This window comes from Flavobacterium sp. UBA5153, assembly GCA_002413745.1.
Classification (GTDB): Bacteria; Bacteroidota; Bacteroidia; order Flavobacteriales; family Flavobacteriaceae; genus Flavobacterium.
Genome location: DHXP01000074.1, coordinates 1 through 22,280 on the forward strand (window position 1 = coordinate 1; position 22,280 = coordinate 22,280).

General features: G+C 36.7%; 19 protein-coding genes and 1 tRNA gene. 4 read left to right on the forward strand and 16 right to left on the reverse strand.

The window, feature by feature from the left end; translation table 11 throughout:
* Positions 1–125 precede the first annotated feature (125 nt).
* The 7 genes from fabD to B2145_RS16005 all read right to left on the reverse strand — a co-directional run bounded on the left by fabD (position 126) and on the right by B2145_RS16005 (position 6,875).
* Positions 126–998, reverse strand: a complete 873-nt coding sequence (gene fabD, locus B2145_RS15975; protein WP_291104515.1) for an ACP S-malonyltransferase — start codon at positions 996–998, stop codon at positions 126–128.
* Between the two features lie 205 nt (positions 999–1,203).
* Positions 1,204–1,920: a pirin family protein gene (locus B2145_RS15980; RefSeq protein WP_291104516.1), complete on the reverse strand. Its 717-nt coding sequence runs from the start codon at positions 1,918–1,920 to the stop codon at positions 1,204–1,206.
* 93 nt (positions 1,921–2,013) lie between these two features.
* Positions 2,014–2,607 (reverse strand): Crp/Fnr family transcriptional regulator, encoded by a 594-nt coding sequence (locus B2145_RS15985; protein WP_291104517.1) that lies wholly within the window; start codon positions 2,605–2,607, stop codon positions 2,014–2,016.
* The gene (gene purT / locus B2145_RS15990; protein WP_291104518.1) at positions 2,608–3,768 is read right to left on the reverse strand and encodes a formate-dependent phosphoribosylglycinamide formyltransferase; all 1,161 of its coding nucleotides are present in this window, start codon (positions 3,766–3,768) and stop codon (positions 2,608–2,610) included. It abuts the gene before it with no gap.
* A 6-nt stretch (positions 3,769–3,774) separates the two neighbouring features.
* On the reverse strand, positions 3,775–4,287 hold the full coding sequence (locus tag B2145_RS15995) for a DUF6141 family protein (protein ID WP_291104519.1): 513 nt from the start codon (positions 4,285–4,287) through the stop codon (positions 3,775–3,777).
* 217 nt (positions 4,288–4,504) lie between these two features.
* Positions 4,505–5,692, reverse strand: coding sequence for a pyridoxal phosphate-dependent aminotransferase (locus B2145_RS16000; protein WP_291104520.1), 1,188 nt, complete (start codon positions 5,690–5,692; stop codon positions 4,505–4,507).
* A gap of 88 nt (positions 5,693–5,780) precedes the next feature.
* Positions 5,781–6,875, reverse strand: a complete 1,095-nt coding sequence (locus B2145_RS16005) for a fatty acid desaturase family protein (RefSeq protein WP_291104521.1) — start codon at positions 6,873–6,875, stop codon at positions 5,781–5,783.
* A 108-nt stretch (positions 6,876–6,983) separates the two neighbouring features.
* On the opposite strand from B2145_RS16005, the gene rsmG reads away from it, so the two are divergent.
* Together rsmG and B2145_RS16015 are read left to right on the forward strand one after the other, a co-directional pair.
* Positions 6,984–7,613, forward strand: coding sequence for a 16S rRNA (guanine(527)-N(7))-methyltransferase RsmG (rsmG, locus tag B2145_RS16010; protein WP_291104522.1), 630 nt, complete (start codon positions 6,984–6,986; stop codon positions 7,611–7,613).
* 57 nt (positions 7,614–7,670) lie between these two features.
* The gene (locus B2145_RS16015) at positions 7,671–8,105 is read left to right on the forward strand and encodes a hypothetical protein (RefSeq protein WP_291104524.1); all 435 of its coding nucleotides are present in this window, start codon (positions 7,671–7,673) and stop codon (positions 8,103–8,105) included.
* A 311-nt stretch (positions 8,106–8,416) separates the two neighbouring features.
* Here B2145_RS16015 and pruA read toward each other — a convergent pair whose 3' ends face one another.
* The 8 genes from pruA to B2145_RS16055 all read right to left on the reverse strand — a co-directional run bounded on the left by pruA (position 8,417) and on the right by B2145_RS16055 (position 20,454).
* Positions 8,417–10,045, reverse strand: a complete 1,629-nt coding sequence (gene pruA / locus B2145_RS16020) for an L-glutamate gamma-semialdehyde dehydrogenase (protein ID WP_291104526.1) — start codon at positions 10,043–10,045, stop codon at positions 8,417–8,419.
* Positions 10,046–10,206: 161 nt separating this feature from the next.
* Positions 10,207–10,593 carry a Co2+/Mg2+ efflux protein ApaG gene (gene apaG, locus B2145_RS16025; protein WP_291104546.1) on the reverse strand — a complete coding sequence of 129 codons (387 nt, stop codon included), beginning with the start codon at positions 10,591–10,593 and terminating at the stop codon, positions 10,207–10,209.
* Positions 10,594–10,671: 78 nt separating this feature from the next.
* Positions 10,672–11,925, reverse strand: a complete 1,254-nt coding sequence (locus tag B2145_RS16030; protein ID WP_291104528.1) for a DUF5103 domain-containing protein — start codon at positions 11,923–11,925, stop codon at positions 10,672–10,674.
* 81 nt (positions 11,926–12,006) lie between these two features.
* The gene (locus B2145_RS16035; protein WP_291104530.1) at positions 12,007–12,777 is read right to left on the reverse strand and encodes a class I SAM-dependent methyltransferase; all 771 of its coding nucleotides are present in this window, start codon (positions 12,775–12,777) and stop codon (positions 12,007–12,009) included.
* Between the two features lie 138 nt (positions 12,778–12,915).
* The gene (map, locus tag B2145_RS16040; protein ID WP_291104532.1) at positions 12,916–13,734 is read right to left on the reverse strand and encodes a type I methionyl aminopeptidase; all 819 of its coding nucleotides are present in this window, start codon (positions 13,732–13,734) and stop codon (positions 12,916–12,918) included.
* Positions 13,735–13,810: 76 nt separating this feature from the next.
* Positions 13,811–15,328 carry a 2,3-bisphosphoglycerate-independent phosphoglycerate mutase gene (gpmI, locus tag B2145_RS16045; protein ID WP_291104534.1) on the reverse strand — a complete coding sequence of 506 codons (1,518 nt, stop codon included), beginning with the start codon at positions 15,326–15,328 and terminating at the stop codon, positions 13,811–13,813.
* 140 nt (positions 15,329–15,468) lie between these two features.
* Positions 15,469–17,874 (reverse strand): DUF5916 domain-containing protein, encoded by a 2,406-nt coding sequence (locus tag B2145_RS16050; RefSeq protein WP_291104536.1) that lies wholly within the window; start codon positions 17,872–17,874, stop codon positions 15,469–15,471.
* Positions 17,875–18,060: 186 nt separating this feature from the next.
* Positions 18,061–20,454 (reverse strand): DUF5916 domain-containing protein, encoded by a 2,394-nt coding sequence (locus tag B2145_RS16055; protein ID WP_291104538.1) that lies wholly within the window; start codon positions 20,452–20,454, stop codon positions 18,061–18,063.
* Positions 20,455–20,643: 189 nt separating this feature from the next.
* Between B2145_RS16055 and B2145_RS16060 the strand changes: the two genes are divergently transcribed.
* Positions 20,644–21,366, forward strand: a complete 723-nt coding sequence (locus tag B2145_RS16060) for a murein L,D-transpeptidase catalytic domain family protein (RefSeq protein ID WP_291104541.1) — start codon at positions 20,644–20,646, stop codon at positions 21,364–21,366.
* Positions 21,367–21,490: 124 nt separating this feature from the next.
* Here the strand turns inward: B2145_RS16060 and B2145_RS16065 are convergent, their stop codons facing one another.
* Positions 21,491–21,730 (reverse strand): GNAT family N-acetyltransferase, encoded by a 240-nt coding sequence (locus tag B2145_RS16065; RefSeq protein ID WP_291104543.1) that lies wholly within the window; start codon positions 21,728–21,730, stop codon positions 21,491–21,493.
* 312 nt (positions 21,731–22,042) lie between these two features.
* On the opposite strand from B2145_RS16065, the gene B2145_RS16070 reads away from it, so the two are divergent.
* Positions 22,043–22,118: transfer RNA gene (locus tag B2145_RS16070), tRNA-Gly, on the forward strand.
* The last annotated feature ends 162 nt before the right edge of the window (positions 22,119–22,280 follow it).

The following is a 22,280-nucleotide window of genomic DNA, read 5'->3' on the forward strand; positions in this document are numbered from 1 at the left end:
AAGATTACCCGAAGTCCTTTTTTAAAAAAAATAAAAATAAAAATTAATATTTTAATTGTAAATCAACACAGAATCTATCGGAACTCGCAATGGCTGAACACTGCGACAGAACACTGACCACTAATTTATGCGTTCGCCGTAACAGCTTCCCTGTCAATTTTTCCAATCAATCCGGCCAATACTTTTCCAGGGCCCACTTCGGTGAACAAAGTCGCTCCGTCTTTTATCATTTGCTGCACGGATTGTGTCCATTTTACTGGCGCGGTTAATTGTATGATTAGGTTTTTCTTGATTTCGGCAGGATCAGAAACAGCGGATGCAGTCACGTTTTGATACACTGGGCAAATAGGAGTGGAGAATGTAGTTGCTTCAATTGCTGCGGCTAATTCCTCACGAGCCGGTTCCATCATTGGCGAGTGAAAACCGCCACCAACGGGTAATAGCAAAGCACGTTTTGCGCCAGCGGCTTTCATTGCTTCACAAGCTTTTTCCACCGCCGAAGTTTCGCCTGAAATCACTAATTGCCCCGGACAGTTATAATTGGCTGCCACCACGATTCCGTCGATTGAGGCGCAAACTTCTTCCACAACTTCATCGGCTAGTCCTAAAACTGCCGCCATTGTCGAAGGCTTGATTTCGCAGGCTTTTTGCATGGCCAAGGCGCGTTTGGATACCAAGCGCAATCCGTCTTCAAACGACAAAACACCATTGGCAACCAATGCCGAGAATTCGCCTAAAGAATGTCCCGCCACCATTTCTGGCTTGAAATCTCCCAAGGTTTTCGCTAAAATCACCGAATGCAAGAAAATCGCTGGTTGGGTAACCTTGGTTTCTTTCAACTCTTCGGCTGTGCCTTCGAACATTATGTCCGTGATGCGGAAACCCAATATTTCATTGGCTTTTTCGAAAAGTGATTTTGCTAATTCGGAGTTTTCATATAAGTCTTTGCCCATTCCCGTGAACTGCGCTCCTTGACCTGGAAATACGTATGCTTTCATAAATTTTTGTTTCAAGTTTAATGTTTAAAAGTTTAAAGTTTCTCAAAATTTCGAGAATAAAAACTTTTTGCAAAAATAGTGTTTTTTTAGGATTTATCGGAAGAGATAAAAACTAACATAAAAGAAAAACGGCTATACTTCACAATGAAGTATAGCCGTTTGTGCTTAACCAAAATTAGTTTGTGGAATGATTTCCTTCTAGTTATTAAATTTGCATCGGAATTTCCATCAATAAAAATTCAGCATCGGAATTTGTCTTGATATCGACGGTATCAATATTCCAAATCCCAAAACCATCACGAGTACTCAATTCCTGACCATTTATAGTTAGATTCCCTTTCAGGACGAAAGCATAAATCCCATTTCCTTTTTTCTTAAAGGTATAGGTTGTTTCAAAATTTTGGTCAAATTGACCCAAATGAAACCAAACATCCTGATGAATCCAAACCCCTTCATCTTCAGGATTTGGCGACAGAATTTGTTGCAGTTTGTTCTTTCGATCTTCCGTATTTAATGTAATCTGGTCGTAACGCGGAGTCATATTTTGTTGATTTGGAATTACCCAAATTTGCAAAAACTTCACTTGCGAATCTTTGTTTTTGTTGTATTCGCTATGTTGAATTCCCGTTCCGGCGCTCATTACCTGAATATCTCCATTTTTTATCACGGTTTTATTGCCCATACTGTCTTGGTGTTCCAAATCACCTTCTAATGGAATTGAAATAATTTCCATATTTTGATGCGGATGTGTTCCAAAACCCATTCCGGCAGCAACGGTGTCATCATTTAAAACCCGTAAGACGCCAAAGTTCATTCGGTTTGGGTCATAATAATTCGAAAAGCTAAAAGTGTGATAGCTGTTTAACCAACCTAAATTGGCATTGCCTCTTGTGTTGGCTTGGTGTAAAACTGAATTTTCCATAATTTTAAATTATTGTGGTACAAATTTACGATTCTCGTTAAGGAGAATCACTTAACCTAGATTAAGAAAGGAAGTTTCAGAGAAGTTTTGTAATTATGAACCTAAACTAATTACTTTTTTAAGAAGGCGGGCTTTCATTTTACTGAAAAATTCGGGCGTGACGCCAATGAAAGAAGCGATTTGTTTTTGAGGAACCTGCTGTATAAGCGAAGGGTATTTTTTGGAGAATTTTTCAAAACGTTCTTCCGCCGATAAACTCAGGTTGTCCATAATTCGCTGTTGATTGGCAATCAAAGCGTTTTCGGTCAAAATTCTAAAAAAATGTTCGAGTTTGGGAATATCGCGATATAGTTGTTCTTGATTTTCCTTGGAAAGTAAAACCACTTCGGCATCTTCGATCACTTCGATAAAAAGATTGCCTGGTTTTTGGGAAAGCAAGCTGTACATATCGCTAATCCACCAGCCTTGGCAGGCAAAATTCATCACGTGCTCCACAATATGGTCGTTGATGTTGAAACTTCGCAATACGCCAGAGTTCACAAAATAGGAAACCTTGCAGACTTCGCCGGCGTTCAGCAAAATAGTTTTCGTTTTGTAATGACGGGTTTCTGTTTTAGACAAAAAAAGTTCCTGCTCTTGTGGAGTAAGAGTAACGTGTTTAGAAATATTGTCTAAAATTAAAGTCATTTACGAATTTACGTTTACCAAACAAGCGGCTTCTTTAGCGCGTTGAATTAAATTTTCAATTGGCGTTTCTACGCTGTCATTGACTAATGCAACGCCCATTCTTCGATAAGGTCTTGAAGTTGGTTTTCCAAAAATCCTGAAATCAGTTTTAGGCAATGCGGCAATTGTTGAAATTCCTGAATAAGTGGGATTTTCAGAAGGTTCAGAGGCTAAAATAACGGCACTTGCTCCCGCTTTTTCCAAAGTGATTTCGAAAATGGGCAAACTCAAAATCGCTCGTAAATGCAATTCGAATTCGTTGAAGTTTTGCGTTCCAGCCAAAGTAACCATTCCGGTATCGTGCGGTCTTGGTGACAGTTCGGAGAAATAAACGCCGTCATCGGTCAGGAAAAATTCCACTCCAAAAAGTCCTGCGCCACCTAATGCTTCGGTAACTTTTTCGGCCATATCTTGGGCTTCAAATAAATCCTTGTCGGAAATTCTGGCGGGTTGCCAACTTTCCTGATAATCGCCGCGTTCTTGTCGGTGGCCTATTGGTGCACAAAATAAAGTGGGATTGTTATTTTGGGTAACGGTCAATAAAGTGATTTCGGAATTGAATTTTACAAACGCTTCCACGATGACTTCCACGACATCGCCACGGGAACCTTCCACGGCATAATTCCAAGCTTTTTCAATGTCAGTTTCTGTTTTTATAGTGGATTGTCCTTTTCCTGAGGACGACATCAATGGTTTTACAACACACGGCATTCCTACAGCTTCAACTCCTTTTCGTAATTCGGCAGCAGTTGTTGCATAACGATAATTTGCCGTTTTTAATCCCAATTCTTTGGTGGCCAAATCGCGAATCGCTTTTCTATTCATGGTGAAATTGGCCGCTTTCGCGGAAGGAACAACCGTAATGCCTTGCTTTTCGTAATCGTAAAAACGTTCAGTACGAATGGCCTCAATTTCGGGAACGATAAAATCGGGATTGTGTTTGGTCACAATTCGATCTAATTCAGCACCATCAAGCATGTTGATAACCTCAAAATCATGAGCAACTTGCATGGCGGGAGCATTTTCGTAACTGTCCACCGCAATTACGGTTTGACCGATGCGCTGTGCGGCGATTGCAAATTCTTTTCCTAATTCGCCAGAGCCGAGAAGTAATATTTTCATAACTAGTTATGGTTTAAGTTGTCCAATTTTAAGAAGTGCTTCTGAAAGTTCTTGGGGTTTGTTGGTTCCGATCAATAATTTTTTATTGTTGGCAAATACCAATTGTAATCCTTGGTTTCCAGAAACGTTTAGTGCTTTTCCACTTCCAAATATTCCGTATCGGACGCCCCAACCGCCATATTCGGTAATTGCATTATACTTTCTGACAAATGATTTATTTATCATGTCCCAAGTATATATTTTGTACTTAATATGAATTGGGAAAAATCGAACATAGATTCCGTCTGTTTTAAGTGTGGTTTCAAGTTTAAAATAATAGAATAAAATTGTCAGCAATAAAACAATTCCAAATCCCATAAATAATCCGATATTACTCATTGGTTTATCTCCAAATGGTTGTCCTAAAATCATTTGTTTATAGATTCCGAAAATAAAAACAAAATTTACGGCAAGGAGAATAAGCCAAAGCCACCATTGTTTAAATTTTTGCTGTTCAGTAAATAAAATATCGTTTTCCATTTTTTTGATTTTGTCGTTTGAAGCTTTGACAAAGGCTTTTAATTTTTTGTTTGCGTGAGGGATAGAAGTGGAAATCCTTTTTTGCTGCCGAAGCGAGAGCGAAGGTAGTAAAAAGATTGCAACGGATAGCCCGACCCTTGGGTCACGCCAATAAAAAAGGTTTCAAGTTTAAAATTACTCTTAAACTTGAAACCTTAAACTTGAAACTAACTATATGTTAGGCTACCGCTTCTTTTATTCTTCTTAAAGCTTCCGTCAATAAATCTTCGCTGGTGGCATAAGAAAAACGGATGCAATCTGGGTTTCCGAAAGCGTCACCGGTTACGGTTGCCACATTGGCTTCGCCCAAAAGATACATCGAGAAATCGTTGGCATCCTTGATGAATGTTCCTTTCAATGTTTTTCCAAAGAAGGAAGATACATCTGGAAACACGTAAAAAGCGCCTTCAGGAACGTTGATTTTGATTCCGGGAATATCTTGAAGTAATTTTACGACCAAATCTCTACGGCTTTTGAAAGCAGCAACCATTTCGTGAAGTACGCTTGGATCGGCATCAACAGCGGTGATTGTGGCACGTTGCGCGATAGAATTTGCTCCCGAAGTTACTTGTCCTTGTAGTTTGGTACAGGCTTTGGCAATGAATTCTGGTCCGCCAATATATCCAATTCTCCATCCTGTCATGGCGAAGGCTTTCGCCACTCCGTTTACAGTAATGGTTTTTTCCAACATTCCCGGAATTGATCCGATGCTACAGAAAGTTCCAGAGAAATTGATGTGTTCGTAGATTTCGTCGGCAACAACATATACGTGTGGATATTTTTCCAATACTTTGGCCAAAGCCGTCAATTCTTCACGGTTATATACAGAACCACTTGGATTACAAGGAGAGCTGAACCACATCATTTTTGTTTTTGGCGTGATGGCAGCTTCCAGTTGTTCCGGTGTGATTTTGAAATCGCTTTCGATAGACGTTGGAACTTCTACAGGAACCCCACCTGATAATTTCACGATTTCGAAATAACTAACCCAGTATGGCGCCGGTAAAATTACCTCGTCACCGTCGTTTAACATTACTTGTGCAATGTTGTATAAGGATTGTTTTGCTCCGGTTGAAACCACGATTTGTGATGGTTTGTAATCCAGGCCATTGTCTCTTTTGAATTTTCGGCAAATGGCTTCTTTTAAGTCAAGATAACCATCTACTGGCGAATAAGTGCTGTAGTTTTCGTCGATAGCTTTTTTTGCTGCTTCTTTTACGAAATCTGGCGTGTTGAAATCGGGTTCGCCCAAACTCAAACTGATAATATCTTTTCCTTGCGATTTTAATTCTCTGGCTAATGCAGCCATAGCTAACGTTTGTGAGGTAGCTAGATTGTTGATTCTGTCTGAAAGCGGATTGTTCATTAAAATGTAATTTTTGATTTATAAAGTCTATTTTTTTTTGGTTGTTGTTGTAGAGACGCATTGCAGTGCGTCTCTACCTCGTGCATCTCTACTGCGGAATTGGCTTCATTCCCAGTTCTTTCAAATGCTTAAAGTGGGCGATAACCGCACTTCGCATTGTTTTATATTCATAATAAGGCAAGTTGCATTCTTTTGCTGTTTGTTTTACGATTTTGGCAATTTTACCATAATGAATGTGGCTAATATTCGGGAAAATATGGTGTTCGATTTGGTGATTCAAACCGCCGGTATACCAATTTACGATCCGGTTTTTTGGAGCAAAATTAGTGGTGGTGAATAGTTGGTGAATCGCCCAAGTGTTTCCCATTTCTCCGTTTTCATTTGGAACTGGATTTGTGGTTTCTTTTACCACGTGTGCCAATTGAAATACAACGCTCAATATAAGTCCTGCGGTATAATGCATCACGAAAAAGCCAACAAGAACTTTCCACCAAGTGATTCCTAAAAGCATTGGCAATACAATCCAAATAGAGAAATAGATAGCTTTTGTAATTAATAATGTTGTCCAAAGAATTTTTGGGTTTTTGGCATCGCCATAAGATAGTTTTCTTTTAAGATAGCTTTTCATTTGCTTAAAATCGGTGGTGATAGCCCAATTGAAAGTCAATAATCCGTATAAAAACACGGAATAATATTGCTGAAAACGGTGAAAATTATGCCATTTTGTATCTTTGGTAAAACGGATGATTCTTCCTGCATCAAGATCTTCATCGTGACCGGGAATATTGGTATAAGTATGGTGTAAAACATTGTGTTGCACTTGCCAATTGTACACGTTTCCGGCCAAAACATAAATCGTTCCGCCCATAAATTTGTTGATCCAATTTTTATTGGAATAAGAACCGTGATTACCGTCGTGCATCACGTTCATTCCAACTCCCGCCATTCCTATGCCCATAACGATTGTTAAAAACAGATGTGCCCAAAACGGTAGAGCAAGTGTCAGGATTAAAAAATAAGGTGCAAGGAAAACGGCGAACATAATTATAGTTTTTGTATAGAGTTTCCAGTTGCCCGTTTTTTGGATATTATTTTCTTTGAAGTAGTTGTTTACCCGAGAGTTAAGTGTTCTGAAAAACTTTAGATTGTCTTGCTTTGCAAATGTAGGCGTGATGTTGTTCATTATTAATTTTGAATAATGATGCAAAGGTAATTATTATAAATTTTCAATCTGTAAAATAGAGTTAAATATTCAATACTAAAAACTGTACTTTTGTTAAAATTTTTTAAGATGGATGAGATTCTGAAGTATTTCCCTAATTTAACTGATCTTCAAAAGGAGCAATTCGCAAAACTGGATTCCTTGTACCACGATTGGAATGCCAAAATCAATGTTATTTCCCGAAAAGACATTGACGAATTGTACACCAAACATATTTTACATTCTTTGGGAATTGCCAAGATTATACAATTCGAACCGGGAACTTATGTCTTGGACGTGGGAACTGGCGGAGGATTTCCGGGGATTCCCTTGGCGATTCTTTTTCCGGAAACGCGTTTTTATTTGATTGATGTCATTGCCAAAAAAATAAAAGTGGTTCAGGCTGTCGCCGAAGCGCTAGAACTCAAAAACGTGAAGGCCGAACAATTGCGAGCCGAATTAGTAAAAGGAGATTTCGATTTTATCGTGAGTCGTGCCGTGACCAATATGCCCGATTTTGTGTCTTGGGTGAAAGACAAGATCAAAAAGAAAAACAAACACGAACTCAAAAATGGAATTCTCTATCTAAAAGGCGGTGATTTAACCGAAGAGTTGAAGGATTTCCCGAAAGCGACTGAATATAATTTATCGGATTATTTTGAAGATGAGTTTTTTGAGACGAAGAAAGTCGTGCATTTGCCGTTGAAATTTACGAATTGAGAATTACGAGTTATGAATTGTTTGGATTGCTCAAAATCATTAAAACAAGAGTTAAAAATGGAAAAAATAATAGTAGGCGATAGTTTTGATTTTAAGCAAAAAGCAATCCTTTCCATCTTAATATCAATTCCTTTGTTATTTATTTTTGCGTTCTTTTATAATATCAAAAACTTTATTAGTACAGATAAATTTATAATGAATTTTATGTTTTTACTTGTTGCTTTGCTTCTTAGTCTATTGGGATTCATAATAATGTTTTCAAAAAAAGGATTTAATATAAATAATGGCAAACGTTATCTTTCATATACGTTTCTTCACAAGAATATTTATTGCAAAAATGTAAGTCTAAATAATAAAACAGCTTTTGCAATTTTTAATAAAACAGTGATTCAAAACAATACTTATTTAAGTTCTGGAGGTGCAGACTTGAGTTATAAATATTCAAATTATGATATTATTTTGTTAAGTCAAAATCATCTAGAAAAACAATAATTATTACCGTTAATTCCTCTGATAAAGCAAATGCTTTAAAATCTTTTTTCGAAAATTATTCAGGATTAAAATACGAGGTTTTTTTTCCAAAATTTTAATACATCTAGTTTTTTTTCTAGAATGAACAATGTATTTATTCTTTTAAATTTGTCATTCCGACGAAGGAGGAATCACATAACTTGAGCAACTAATAAGATTCCTCCTTCGTCGGAATGACAATGTTACACAAAAACAAAACCCACAAGAAATCAATAACTTGATTCTTGTGGGTTTTTTAATCTAAAATCTACCTTCTAAACTCTAAAATTATACTATTCTCCCAAAAACGGGTATCTATAATCTTCAGGAGTTACAAAAGTTTCTTTGATGGTTCTTGGCGAAGCCCAACGCAACAGGTTTAATGCTGAACCCGCTTTGTCATTGGTTCCAGAAGCTCTTGCGCCACCAAAAGGCTGCATTCCCACAATGGCTCCCGTAGGTTTGTCATTGATATAGAAATTTCCGGCTGCGTTTTGCAGAGCCGTGGTCGCTTGCTCGATTGCATAACGGTCTTGGCTAAAAATGGCGCCTGTTAAGGCATAAGGCGAAGTAGAGTCAACCAGTTTTAATGTGGCTTCCCATTGATTGTCTTCGTAAACAAAAATCGTCATAACGGGTCCGAATAATTCGGTTTCCATTGTGGAGTAATGTGGATTTGAAGTCACGATTATTGTTGGTTCAATAAAATAACCAACAGATTTATCGTAATCGCCACCCACGATGAGTTCGGCGTCGGTGTCTTTTACGGCTTGGTCAATAAAACTGGCCAATTTGTCGAATGAACCTTCGTGAATTACGGCCGTGATAAAATTGCCAAAATCTTCCGGGGAGCCCATTTTCATTGATTTCACGTCGGCAACCAATTGTTTTTTGAGTTCTGGCCAAAGGCTTTGGGGAACGTAAGCTCTTGAAGCCGCGGAACATTTTTGTCCTTGATATTCGAAAGCGCCACGAACAATTCCGGTTGAAACTTGTTTCACATTGGCACTTGGATGCACCACGATGAAATCTTTTCCGCCAGTTTCGCCCACAATTCTCGGATAGGTTTTATAGTGGTGAATGTTGGTTCCAATTTTTGCCCAAATATTTTTAAATACATTCGTAGAACCCGTAAAGTGGATTCCGGCAAAATCGCGACTTGCGAGAACGGTATCGGTAATCATTACTGGATCGCCAAAAACGACGTTGATAACGCCATCAGGAACACCGGCTTCTTTGAAAACATCGATGATGATTTTTGCGGAGAAAACTTGGCTGTCACTTGGTTTCCAAATCACTACATTTCCCATCATTGCTGCACTTGCCGGAAGATTTCCCGCAATGGCCGTGAAGTTGAAAGGCGTAATCGCATAGACAAAACCTTCCAATGGACGATATTCCAAACGATTCCACATATCGGAATTTGATTTTGGCTGGTCGTTGTAGATTTGGGTCATAAACTCTACGTTGAAACGTAAAAAGTCGATTAATTCACAGGCAGCATCTATCTCGGCCTGGAAAACATTTTTGGATTGCGCAATCATCGTTGCGGCATTTATTCTTGCTCTGTATGGTCCGGCAATTAATTCGGCGGCTTTCAGGAAAATCGCTGCGCGTTGTTCCCAAGCCATATTTGCCCATTTTGCCTTGGCATCAAGCGCGTTGGCAATGGCGCTTTCGATATGGGATTTTTCGGCAAGATGATACGTTCCCACCACGTGTTTGTGGTCGTGTGGTGCCGTCATATTGCGGGTATTTCCGGTTCTGATTTCTTCGCCTCCAATGTACAATGGAATATCGATTTTTGAATTCCACATTAGTTTGTAAGCGGCAAGAACGGCGGCTTTTTCTGGAGAATTTGGAGCATACGATTTTACGGGCTCGTTTACTGCTTTTGGCACATTAAAAAATCCTTTTAGCATTTTTATTAATTTGAAAATTAGACAATTTGTTCCGAAAGTTTTTCGGGGTAGATAATTAATCGACAATGAATTATTGAATAATTCACAAAAGTACAAAGGATTGTTTGAAAAATATATAATTTAACTAAAAGAAAAACAAATTAATTCAGGAATCAAGAATATTAGTTCAGAGCAAAAGGGGCACATAAACGAAATGTGGGCACAATAACTTTAAAGTTTTTTGTGGAAGTAAAATTGACCATATTAAAATAGCCTTTCATTGCGCCGTAAGGGGAAGATAACAAGCAGCCAGAATTATAAGTATGAAATTCTCCCGGTTTCAAAACGGGTTTTTTGCCAATTACGCCTTCACCATCAACCATTTCTATGGCGTTTAGAGAATCGAAAATTTCCCAATGGCGTGAAATCAATTGAACGGAATCCTTGCTGTGATTTTCGATTGTGATTTTATAGCTAAAGGCAAAATGAATCTTATAGTTTTTGAAGTAGGAGCCCTCAAAACTAGTCAATACCGAAATTTTTATACCTCTTGTAATTTGTGAAACCATATAATATACTAAATATGAGTTTAATAATGACAAATTTACAAAATTTTGATTTTGTTTTGTCCTTTTTCAAAATCTTTTTTAATTGGTAATGTTTAGGGAGTTCGCATTTCCTTTTCCAATAACTCGATCATAACGATCATTGTTTTCCCGGTAGTACACAATTACAAAATAATCATTCTCTGTTTGATAAAAATTTCCGTCTACTGCATTTTCGTGGTCAATATTTCCTTTGTCATCTGCAACCACATATTGATAATTCGTAAATCCTTGTTTTATCAAAACTGCTTTTTCATAAATATTTTTTTTGGAGTTGTAGTCCATTTTATATTCGGGTGTCAAGCTGTAATTATTGAACATTCCAGTAATATAAATCCCTTTGTTGGTCATAAAAGCTGGAGCCGAAAGGCTAAAATAAACCCAAGCATAATCTGCCTCGACTTCGCTATTTGTCGCATTTATATTGCGCGCAACAAAATTTCCGTTGACATCTTGCGTAACGGAATAAGGAAAATTTGTCCTGGCTCCATTGGTATACAAATGGGAATTATAAATGTCATTGCCTGAATCTACTCGTGTCACGTTATTGCTGGCGGATCTTATATCGTTATTGTCAAAAAACAAAAACTCATTTCCTGCCCAAAATTGGGTCTGGGTGTCATATTTATAAATCAAATCATTCCCAATAGTATATTGTGGAACTATGTTTTTGATTGCGGAATTAAACTGCCCGTTTTGAAGCAATACCACTTTTACGTTTTTCAAAGGGTTTTGAAACGTGATTGTATTCGATTTTATGGAAAATTCCAGATTGTGTTTGAAGTCTAAATTATTGACAGTTCGGGCTCGCTTTATTTGGATGGGAACGGATACAAGATCTTCATAAAGAATAAATTTTCTAGAAAAAACAGTTTCTTTATTTTCGTCCAAAATTTTCAGGATATAATTGCCGCTGATTCGTAATTGCGTGTACTGATTTGGAATCGGTAATTTATAGTGGGAATAGGTTTGCAAGGTGTTAAAGGAATTGGTGTATTCCTGGATTCTTTGGTTGTCAAAGCCTTGTAAATATTCGCTTTTAGGTATTTCTGACGGATTCCAATTGTAATCACAATGGATAATTTCGTAATAATAGTTGGCTTCATTTCCAAACAAATCATCAAATTGCAATTGAAAACCTTCCCCTAATTTGAATATGGGAATTGCATTTTGACCATTTTGAACAAAGGACACCGTTTTGATGTTGTAAGGCGGCACGACTTCATTTATTGTTTGTGCAGTAGCCGAACTGATGATAAAAAACAGTGATATTTTTTGGAATAAGGAACCAAGCATAGCGTTGTGATTACTAAAATGTAAATATAACGAATTATGCTTTGCTAAATTATGTCAAAATATAATTTGATGGGATAAAGTCTATTTAAAACAAACAGGGATAATTTCGCCCTTGGCCAAACAGTATTTTTCCACAAGTTCCGGAGCAATTGTATTAGTGTAATCTTCTTCAATTACTGTAAATCCAATACTTCGCAATTTTTCAAAATAATCACGACCATAAATCCGAACATGATCATATTGACCGAAAATTTCAGCGCGTTCTTTTTGGTCGGTGATGGAATCGTCAGAAAAAGTAGTTTCTCTTGATAAGTCTTGTGGAATTTGCAGGATTGCCATTCCGCCGGGTTTCAAAACTCGGAATAATTCCTGCATCGCTTTGGTGTCGTCCGGAATGTGTTCGAGAACGTGATTGCACAAGATGATGTCATACGAATTATCCTCAAAAGGCAAGTCGCATATATCGGCTTTCACATCGGCAAGTGGCGAAAACAAATCGGTTGTGGTGTAATCAATGTTTTTCTGGTTTCGGAATAATTTATAGAATGCTTGTTCCGGTGCAAAATGAAGGACTTTCTTTTTCTTATCTGAAGTAAAAAAATCGGTTTCGTTTTTTAAATATAACCAAAGCAAACGATGTCTTTCGAGCGAGAGCGTGCTTGGCGAAAGCGCATTGTTTCTTTGTTTTCCGTAGCCATAAGGTAAAAACATACTGAAGCTTTCGCCATCAATTGGGTCGGTGAATTTACTTCCTTTTAATGCGAGTGCGAGAACGGGACGCGCAATATAACTCAATCGAATTAATATTGGACGAGGAATGGTATTGAGGATTAATTTAAAGAGTTTTTTCATTATCTGTTACGCAAAGTTTCAAAAAAAAGAAGGCTTCAGTTTTTCTTAAATGACCTTAAATGCCTTATATGGTTTGATAAATTGGTTAACCATATAAGACATTTAAGGCCACATAAGTATTTGTTTTTTAATTCGTGTTTAGATTTTAAAAGGAATTTTTCTAAACTCATCTTCCTCATCACTCACAATTCCCAATGCTTGATACACGTAAGCAAAAGTCGAAAGCAATTCAGGTTTTCCGTCTATCAAAGCCACGTCGTGTTCAAAATGGGCACTTGGTTTTCCGTCAGCGGTTAGGATTGTCCAGCCGTCTTTGAGTTGTTTGATGTTTTTGGTTCCCATATTAATCATGGGTTCGATGGCAACCACCATTCCTTCGACAAAAAGTTTTCCTCGACCACGTTTTCCGTAGTTGGGCATTTCTGGATCTTCGTGCATTTTTTGACCTAATCCGTGACCCACTAATTCCCGAACCACACCATAGCCGTGACTTTCAGTGTATTTTTGAATGGCGTTTCCAACATCTTCCACGCGATTTCCGGCTTTAAATTCCCGAATTCCAACGTATAACGATTCTTTGGTTACCTGTAATAATTTTTTGGTTTCCGGAGCCACTTCGCCAATCTCGAAAGAATAGGCATGATCGCCGTGGTATCCGTTTTTAAAAGCACCGCAATCTACTGAAATAACGTCGCCGCTTTTTAGGGGTATGTTATTTGGAATTCCGTGAATCACTTGGGCATTCGGACTCATGCAAAGCGAGTTTGGAAAGCCATATAATCCAAGAAAACTTGGAACAGCTCCATGATCCCGAATGAATTCTTCGGCTAATTTGTCTAAGTGTAAAGTGGTGACCCCTTCCTTAATTTCGGAAGCAATCATACCTAATGTTTTGGAAACGATTAAAGCACTTTCGCGCATTAATTCTATTTCTTCTCTTGTTTTTTGGATAATCATTTTTGTAAAATAAGTGGCAAAAATACAACTTTATTTATAAAAAAAGCTTCTCGGTATTGAGAAGCTTTTTTCGAAATTATAGAAGTGAATGCCTAGTCATTACTGCGGGTTTTTCAATTCCCATTAATTCTAAAATCGTTGGTGCTAAATCACCTAAAACGCCATCGTGAATTTCTTTCAATTCTGGATCAACCAAAATAATTGGAACCGGGTTTGTGGTATGTGCCGTATTCGGGCTTCCATCAGGATTAATCATCGTTTCGCAATTGCCGTGATCTGCTATTATTAATGTCGTATAATTATTGGCCAAAGCTGCTGTAATCACTTTTTCGACACATTTATCAACGGCTTCACACGCTTTTATCGCTGCACTCATAACTCCGGTATGTCCCACCATATCACCATTGGCAAAATTAAGACAAACAAAATCAACCTCGCCATTTTCAAGTTCCGGAACCAGTGCATCTGCCAGTTCGTAAGCGCTCATTTCGGGTTGTAAATCGTATGTGGCCACTTTTGGAGAGTTTTTCAGGATTCGGCTTTCGCCAATAAAAGGCAATTCCCTTCCTCCCGAAAAGAAGAACGTCACGTGTGGATATTTCTCGGTCTCGGCAATTCTGATTTGTTTTTTGTTGTGTTTTTCCAAGACTTCGCCAAGGGTTTCAGTAACGTTGTCCTTGTTGTAAACCACTTTTACGTTTTTGTAAGTTTCGTCATAGTTGGTGAGCGTAACATAATACAAATCGAGTTTGTGCATATTTTGCTCGTGGAAATCTTGTTGTGACAAAACTTCGGTGAGTTCTCGACCTCTATCGGTTCTGAAATTAAAGAAAATAACGACATCATTTTCTTTTATCGTTGCCAATGGTTTGTCATTCTCGTCCACTACAATAATCGGATGGATAAATTCATCGGTCACATCATTTTCGTAACTTTCTTCGATACTGTTTACTGCATTTTTCGAATGCGTTCCGGTTCCGTTTACCAATAAATCGTAGGCAAGTTTCACTCTTTCCCAGCGTTTGTCACGATCCATCGCATAATATCTTCCTATAACCGAAGCAATTTTAACGGAGGTGTTGGCAATATAATTTTCTAAATCCTGGATGTATTTTTTTCCTGATTTTGGATCCACGTCGCGACCATCTGTAAAGGCGTGAACAAAGACTTTTTGCAAACCAAAATCCTGGGTTGCGTCTATCAAACCACGCAAATGCGAAGTATGTGAATGCACACCGCCATCGGAAACCAATCCTAGAAAATGAACGTTTACGTTTTTGTCTTTGGCATATTGGAACGCTTCAACAAGAACGGGTTCAGTATTTAAAGTCTTGTTTTCAACCGCAAGATTTATTTTTGCCAAATCTTGATAAATAATTCTACCGGCACCAAGGTTCATATGTCCCACTTCGGAATTTCCCATTTGTCCTTCAGGCAAGCCTACATTTAAACCATCGGTTCGAAGCTGCGCACTTGGATATTTTGTGTATAAACTATTGATGAAAGGAATATTGGCATTGTCAATTGCTGATACTTTCGGGTCGGGAGATTTTCCCCAACCATCGAGAATCATAAGGATTACTTTTTTGTTCATTGGAATTTATTTTGTGCAAAGATAAAGCATTTCTAAAAATGTTGGCTTCGGTCGAAATCACTATTATACATTTATAAATAAAATCATCAAAAAAGGATGATTTTATTATGGAAATAGGTTTTTTTTAGAATTAATGCATTCTAGAATTTATTTTTCACAGAATTATAATCAATAAAATAACGAATGCTTATCGAGAAAACATGATTTAAGGCATCGTTGTTGAGCAAATTGGTGACGTTTTTTCCAAAATCTTTGTTGATGTCCCGTTCAAAATTCGCAGCATTATTTCTATATAAAACCGAAACTTGACTTCCCGGCGCGAACCACCAGGAATACGACAAATCTACATTCCAAGAGTAGAAGCTGGAGTTTTTGTTTTCGGTATAACTCATGTAATCAGTCAGTTTGCCGTTTTGCTCCAAGGATAGAAAGTTTTTATTCTCGGCATAAGACCAATATTGGCGCAATGCAATAGTAAAGGTCATTTGACTGTTTACGGAATATTTTCCCGAAAGCGAGTTCGAGTAAGTTATTACATTTCTGTTGGCAAAAATTATGGAATTTGGTGTTGCGGAATTGGCATCATCATCAATGCTGTCTATAAAACCTTTGTTGTTGTTTTGTCGGGAAAAGTTAAAGTTATAATTTAACGAAAATTTATTATTGAATCGATATCTTGGAGCAACAGTTAAACCACAAGAATTTCTTCCTGTTTCGCCCAAAACGGTATAAGACGGATTAATATCTATGGCAAATTTATAATTATAATTGGAAGAAAAATAAAGCCAGCCACCAAGTTTTGATGGAAAAATCAGATATCTATTTTCTGCCCTGGGTTCATAATAATCGTATGTTTCCAGCGGATTGATGTTTACTCCTAAGCCAAAAAAATGATTTTTTTTGTTGTTCATATTTACATTTATATTGATATTGTTTCCTTGAATTTTCCCTGTTTCCTTGTTGAATTGGGAATAGACATTAAAGGAAGTGTTAAAGGAGTTGAAATGCTTCGTCGGATTGAGTATTCTGTAACTTGCATTACCGTAAAGGCTATAATAATTAGTCTCAAAATTGATGCCTAAATCATTATCATCAAAATTCTTTGTAATCACATCCGCTCCAAAACCGTATCGATATTTTCCGCTGGTTTCGCCAAAGTTTAATGTGGAGGAAATCCCTTTCTTGTCCTCTGTTTCGTTTATATAACTATATTTGAAATTTCCAGAAATATTGTACGTATTTTTTTTGGTGTTTAAATCCCAAACCAAAGCAGACACATTCCCGTCACGAAAATTTCCGTTTCGGGTAACGTTTGTGTTTACAAGTGAAACAGATGAATTCTTTCGAAAACGTTGATCTAAAACCAGCACATTATAATTTGCCAATGGTTCTATTTCATTTCTGGTTTCGCCATTGATTGTGTTTTGAATATTTACCACTGTTTTTTCTGTTACGGCATTTAAAATACCAATTCCCAATCCGTCTTTTGTTCTTCCAGAAACTTTAAAGGCATTGATAAGACTGATATTTGGGGTTTCTGTGAATGCCTCATTTTTTGCTAATTTATATGTTGGACTTCCGCCAATTCTTCTCGAATAAAGCAAGTTTCCCTTGCTAAACAAATCGGTTCCTTCGGTAAAAAACGGTCTATTTTCATTGAATTGTTGTTCGAAAGGGCCCAAATGCAGGATTTGATCATCGTATTTTGTTTGTCCAAAATCAGGAATAAGGATGGCATCGAGGGTAAAGGCATCAGTAATTCCGTATTTTATGTCTAACCCGCCTTTAAGTTTGCCGTAGGTTTCTTGTTTGGAATTTGCGTATACATAAAAAGAGGAATGCGGTAAAAGAAATAGGCGGGTTGGCGTTTTTATATTCTCAATCCCTTCCAGAGTTCCATTTTGTTGCGTGAATGTTCCTAGTTTTGAATCAATAAAGTTCCAAGAATATTTTTGTCGGTCTCGTTTTATTTCCCTTAAAAAATTTATTCCCCAGGTTTGCTTTTTCTCGCTCGAAAACCGCAAAGCGGCATAAGGAATGCGCATTTCTACGACCCAACCAAAATCAGTGATGGTGGCTTTGCTTTTCCAAACCGCATCCCAAGAGTAATCCTCGCCATTATTATCGGTTGCTAGACAGTCTGCCTGTCCATCTGAAGCGGAAACAGTAAAACGAAAATCTTGTTGCCCGTCGTTGAAACCATTTATAAAAACTCCAAAAAAATCTGAAGTGCCAAAATTATCGCGTTGTGAGATTTCTTTCAGGATTTTATTAGGTTCGTTATCATATAATAAGGCTCCAATATATATGGCATCATTGTCGTATAAAATTTTCACTTCAGTTCTTTTGTTATCGGGAATTGGCTTGCCATTATCTGGTTCAAACATTACAAAATTAGTTGCTATGGGAACGGATTTCCATGCTGTTTCATCTAATTTTCCATCAATTGTTATGTTGTCCGAAATAAACTTCGTTTGCAAAACTTTTTTTTGGCCATAGCCAAAAACAGAAAGCAGGAGCACACTTATAAAAAGTATTTTTCGCATAAAATTCCTTGATTGATGAAAACAGTTTAACAAAATATAGTTTTGTTAATAGACCATTCTTTTGGGTTTTTGTTACAGTTTATGAAGAAAATTTTTTAAAATAATTTGTAATAAAACACTTCATAAGACTTGAAACGGGTTTTTTTCAATCTTATTTCAAGAGAGGGGGAAGAAGCTTTGGGATTTTTAGTGTTTGCTTTTCAAGGAATTGTAGTCAATAAAATAGCGAAGGCTTATTGAAATAATATTGGTCAGGTTGCCGTTAAAAACATTTGTAAAGTTTGAATGAATGTTTTTTTCGACAAGGTTTGTGCTTTCCAGCGCATAATTACGATACAAAATTGAGAACTCGCTTCCTGGAGCAAACCACCAAGAATACGATAAGTCGAAATTCCAGGAGTTGAAATTCCTGTCTTTATTTAGCGAATAACCTGTGTTGGGAATTAAATAACCATCGTTTTGCAACGTAAAAAATTCATGATTTTTAGAATAGGACCAGTAATAGCGTGCCGTTAGATTGATAGTCATTTTGTTGGTTAAGGAGTATTTGCCAACAAAGTCATTTTGCAGTATTTCACGGTTGCGTTCCCCAAAAACAATGTCTGTATTGTCAAATGCAACCCAGCCTCTGTTATTTGCCATGCGAGTATATTGGAAGTTATACTGCAAAGAAAATTTATCGTTGAATCTGTATTTTGTTCCTCCAAATATTTTGTATGTTGCTCTATTCTTTTCGTCGAATTTTTCAGATGAAAGTTCGATTTCATAATGAAATGGCTTGTTTTCGTTCGAAAAAAACTGAATATAACCTATAGCACTTTTGGGTTTATAAACATATCTTCCGTATTCGCGAGGTTCATAAAAATCAAATCTGTCTATTGGATTAAGTTGAAAGAGAAATTCAAAATAATTGTTTTTTAGCGTGGTCGCTGTGGTTACAACTTGATACCAAGCTTCTTGAGTTTTTCCTGTTGTATTTTGTGATTCAAAATTTATATTTTGTGTAGCCTTAAATGTATTGAAAACCTTCGTTGGGTTTACAATTCTATAACTTGATTCAGCATAGGCAGCGTGATAATTGGTATAAAAAATAATTCCCAGATCATTTATGTCATAATCTTTAGATATGTATTTTCCTGAAAATAAATACCTATATCTTCCGCTTGTTTTAGCAAAGTTCAATGATGTTTTATAGCCATTGTAATTTTCTACGCCATTGACGTCACTGTATTTGAAATCCCCATATAAATTATAGGTATTTGCTTTTGTATTCAGATTAAATAATAAGGCAGAAGCATTGGCATCTCTAAAACCTCCATTTCTAGTCGTATTTGTATTGACAAACGAAACTGATGAGTTCTGGTTGAAACGTTGGTCAAAAACCAAAACATTATAATTGGTCAATGGTTCTATAACTTCTTTTCGGGTATTGTTAGTGTCATTATTGAGAATGGTTGCGTATGTTTTTTCGGTAATGGCATTCAAAAAACCAATTCCCAGCCCTTTTTTTGTTCGGCCAGAAACTTTCGCGGCATTTAGTAAATTTACTGTGCTGGGATAATTAGTAATTTCTTCATTGTTTGCTATACTTGGTATGGTGCTTGGTGCTCCGCCAATTCTCCTGGAATAAAATAGGCCACCTTTAGAAAACAAGTCAGTTCCTTCTGTGAAAAAAGGTCTGTTTTCGTTGAGTAACTGTTCGAAAGGTTCTAGGTTTAGTATGGCATTATCAAACTTTGTTTGTCCAAAATCAGGCACCAATATGGCATCAAGCGTGAAGGAATCGTTAATCCCGTATTTAATGTCCAATCCAGCCTTGAAAGTTTTATCGGATCCCAAATCATTATGTTGATAATATGCTGAAGTGTAAGGGATAAAGAAAAGGCGTGTGGGCGTTTTTATGTTTTCAATTCCCTTCAGAATCCCCTCTTGTGCTATAACAGCCCCGATTTTAGTGTCGACACGATTCCAAGTGTATTTTTGGGCATCACGTTTTATTTCGCGCATAAAATTCAAACCCCAGGTTTGTTTGTCGCTATTTGAAAACCGCAATGCTGCGTATGGAATTTTCATTTCTACTACCCATCCGAAATCGGTCAGGCTTACCTTGCTCTCCCAAATGGCATCCCAAGTAAAATCTTCGCTGTCTTCTGTTGCCAAACAATCCATTTGAACTCCTGCCGAACTCACAAAGAATCTAAAATCTTGTTGCCCGTCATTGAATCCGTTGATTGAAACAGAAAAATTGTCGGAAACCCCAAAAACATCGCGATTGGTTACTTCTCTGGAAATTTTATCGGGTTCGTCATCATATAATAAAGCCGCTACATAGATAGCGTTATTGTCATAAAGTATCTTTACTTCGGTTCTCTTGCCGTTGCTTATGGGTTTTCCATTGTCAGGCTCAAACATTATAAAATCAGAAGCAACTGGAGCTGTTTTCCATATTTCTTCGTTAATTTTTCCGTCAATGGTAATGTTTTCTGTAGTAGATTTTGCCCGAAGTGTCTTTTTCTGGCTGTAGACGTTGAGGCTAAAGAAGACCCAAAAAAGCAGAATTATAGAGTAAAACTTTGGCATGAATTATGATTACAGTTAAGCAAAAATAATAAAATTAACACAAAAACCAAACATTATGTTATTTTAAACACGCGATAATGGGGCGTTAATTGGCTTCAATATCATATTTTTTTCTTAAAAATTTGCAATAGGCTTGTTTCGGTCGTATATTTGCAATCCCGAATTAAATGTTTAACCTAAACTATATCAATGATTTATAAGATTTTTCCAGCCGTTTTAGTATTGTTTTTTTCATTTTATATAAATGAAACAAATTTACCTGTTTTAAAAAGCACCCATAAAAGCGAAGTCGCCAGTGTCATAAAGCCAAGTTCTGATTCAGAAATCGAAATGGTTTATAACAGTCTTCATTCCGATCAATTTGCTTTGCCTAATCTTAGAAGCTTTGCTGAAGCAATGAAAGGATTTAATTTACTGAAAGAAAGAGGATTAATTCAGAAAAATATTTTAACCTTGGTCGATTTTAGTTTGTCATCAAATACTAAAAGACTCTGGGTGATTGATTTAGCCACTAATACCATTTTGTATAATTCCCTTGTTGCTCACGGAAGAAATACTGGCGAAGAATTTGCAAATAGTTTCTCGAATGCAGATCATTCTTTTAAAAGTAGTTTAGGATTTTATGTCACAGGTGAAATTTACAACGGAAAGCACGGAATGTCATTGAAATTAGATGGTCTTGAAAAAGGAATAAATGATAATGCAAGAGAAAGAGGTGTAGTAATGCATCCGGCAAATTATGTTTCAAGCTCATTTATAAAAAACAACAAAAGATTGGGAAGAAGTCAAGGTTGTCCTGCAATTCCGGAAGAATTATCAAAAGGAATTATCAATACGATAAAAAACAAATCTTGTTTATTTATCTATCATCCTTCAGGAAGTCTCAAATCGATTTCTAGTTTAATTTCCTGATTTAGAACATAAATTATAGAAGAGAACTTCTCAAATAAGAAATGTATTTTAGAAGTTGAAATTATCTAAAACATCATTATCAATTTTTATATGTTGATAATGATGTTTTTTTTGTTTTTAAACATCACGATGTGTTCTCCCACATCAGGAATTTCGAATAAAATCCCCGTTTTTGACATCCCATTTTTTCATAGAAATCGGTCGCTTCAATTCTGGCATTGAACCAAATTAAATCTACATTTTTGCCGAAACTCTTTTTTTCACAATAAGTAATTAGTGCTTTACCAAATCCTTTTTTTTCTTTGATTTTCCAATATAGCCATTCATCGAATTTGGCATTGGTTTTTTTCCAGGAATCCGTCATTTGTTTTTTTGAACGGCGAAATGACACCTACTAATTTGTGATTTAAATAAAGGCCAAAATGATTGGTTGTTTCTAAATCGTCCCCTTCAAAACAGCAATTTCTATTGGTTTTTCCCATACGAAGGGCAGGATGTCTGACCAAATAGGTTTCTGTGGAGGATATTTTTTGATGATTGTCATAACTTTATAAATGAAATGATTTGTAACAATTTAATTTTAAAACTGTTATGAAAAAACAGATGTTTTTTTTAAATTTTTCATAAAAAACTTGCAAAGAAACTAAGTAATTAATTATATTTGCACCGTTGTAATGCGAAAGTAGCTCAGTTGGTAGAGCTCCAGCCTTCCAAGCTGGTTGTCGCGAGTTCGAGCCTCGTCTTTCGCTCCAAAAACCTCAAACGAAAGTTTGGGGTTTTTTATTTATTGATTGTGGCGAGAAGTTTATCCCGAGCGAAGCAATTCGGGAAGCCTCGTCTTTCGCTCCAAAAACCTCAAACGAAAGTTTGGGGTTTTTTATTTTATAAAACTGTCCCGTCCTGAAATAGCGATA